The 1868-nt window shown below is 44.2% G+C and carries 2 protein-coding genes and 1 pseudogene; 1 reads left to right on the plus strand and 2 read right to left on the minus strand.

The genetic code is table 11. The features are described from left to right. The first annotated feature begins 303 nt into the window (after window positions 1–303). Window positions 304–513: an IS3 family transposase gene (locus BM278_RS19745; protein ID WP_353652438.1), complete on the plus strand. Its 210-nt coding sequence runs from the start codon at window positions 304–306 to the stop codon at window positions 511–513. A 73-nt stretch (window positions 514–586) separates the two neighbouring features. Here the strand turns inward: BM278_RS19745 and BM278_RS18150 are convergent. After that, window positions 587–912, minus strand: a pseudogene (locus tag BM278_RS18150) (ATP-binding protein); the annotation flags it as partial. 194 nt (window positions 913–1106) lie between these two features. Next, on the minus strand, window positions 1107–1868 hold a 762-nt coding region (locus BM278_RS18155), incomplete at its 5' end, for an RpnC/YadD family protein (RefSeq protein ID WP_244151234.1).

Consider the following 1868-nt stretch of genomic DNA (forward strand, 5'->3'; position numbering starts at 1 on the left):
GCTTTCCTATTGCCTTTTTTGGCCATTTTCAGTATACCCGCACGGATCAGGAGCGTATACCGCACTCACCAAGTGGTGGGGATTTTCACGGAAAATGTATAATACAAATGAGTTAGAAGCCATCGATCAAACGATCGCCGAACAGCGGGAATAAACGGCGCTATTATCTGAAAGATAGGCGTGCCGTTCATATCCAGTCGTTGTTTTGGGAAGTGGAAGTGAAATAAAACTTTATTGGGATCGCGAAAAAATCGATCCACCAGATGGAAAACGCTCATGGACACGTTTTCGATTACACCAAGTATGTCAAGAAAAGCCAATGCTCTTGATAACGCATGCATGGAAAGCTTTTTCTCGTATCTCAAAACAGAGATTCATCAGGAATTGAGGAACGTCAAAACCATAGAAGAGGCAAAGCAGCTGATTCATGATTACATTCGGTACTATAATCATCGACGGATACAAGGTGTTCTAGATTATCAAACACCTGTTCAATATGCAAGAGCCAGTTAAAGGCAAGCACAAGGGGGCTGCATTTCCTCCTTCTCGTCACATTCCGCTGTCATTGTCAATCCATTTACCATAATAACGCTTCATAAATCGGCCCGGAAACACGATTTCGATACGCTTGAATTTGTTTCGGACTACATGTGCAATAGCGCGTTCTTGAGCCTAAATATCACACGGATTCATCGCCCCAAGCAAAATAAAGTCCGCGGGATATGTCACCGTCGACGAAATACGGCTAATCGTCACTTTCCCCGTCTCTAACGGCTGGCGAAGCATATCCAGCGTCTTTTTCGCAAATTCCGCCATTTCATCGAGAAACAAAACACCGCGATGTGCCAGCGACACTTCGCCAGGCTTTGGGTGCGTTCCCCCGCCAATTAAAGAAACCGATGAAGCGGAATAATTTTGGGCGGTGACAGGCACCAAACCCTCTGGTAGCGGGGCTATGCGGCACCGAGACCCGCATTGCGCACATCGTTTTCTTCCCCTCGCTAAATCCTCATATTTGCTAAATACCGCCTTACTGCTGCATACGACTTTAAAAAAATGACAGAGGGGCAATCGATGGCTCTCTGTTAAACATCACAATCACACCCTTATTTCAATTTTTCAATCTCTTCAATCGGCAGTTCGGTTAATTCGTGAATCGTTTGGATGTCGTACCCTTTTACCAACATCTTTTTCGCAATTTGTCGCTTTTCTTGTTGTAATCCTTTTTGCTCATACGAAATTAACAATTCGAGCACTTGTTCTTTTTCTTTCGTTTCCATCTTGTTCACCTCGTTTCGTAATTGTTGTTCTTCTTCATCCGACAGTTGCACATATGTTTCGAAAAAGCCGATTAACAATCGTTGCTTTGCTTCGTCTAATTCCATGCGCACAAGCATGCGTAAAAATTGTTTTTTCAATTCAATTCGTTCACTTTCAGTATACCCCATTTTGCTTAACAGCGCAGCGGCGATCGGGTTGTCGCTGCGAATATAGTTGCGCCAATTTTGTTTGCGCAATTCAACAGTGAAAAAGCGGAAGTGAAGGATGTTGCCAAACGGAAGTTGAAGCGTAAATGAAGATGGTTCGTCGCGGATGGCATCGTAGCTGAAGATGGCAATCGGAACGATGTTCGTGCGGTATTTTTCAAACAAGCGGCTGAAGTAAATAAACATACGCTCTGGAAACGATGGTTGAACGTAGCTTTGGTTTTCGATATGGACGATGATCAGCCCGTCTTCCCCTTTTAATTTCGTTTCGACTAACAGATCAACGCGGTATTTCTCCCCAGCGGTCACATCGGTGAACAGTTCTTCGGATAAAAAGGACAAATGGCGAAAGTCGATATGCTCGTACATGTCGGGGAAAAA

The organism is Parageobacillus thermantarcticus (genome assembly GCF_900111865.1).
GTDB classification, from domain to species: Bacteria; Bacillota; Bacilli; order Bacillales; family Anoxybacillaceae; genus Parageobacillus; species Parageobacillus thermantarcticus.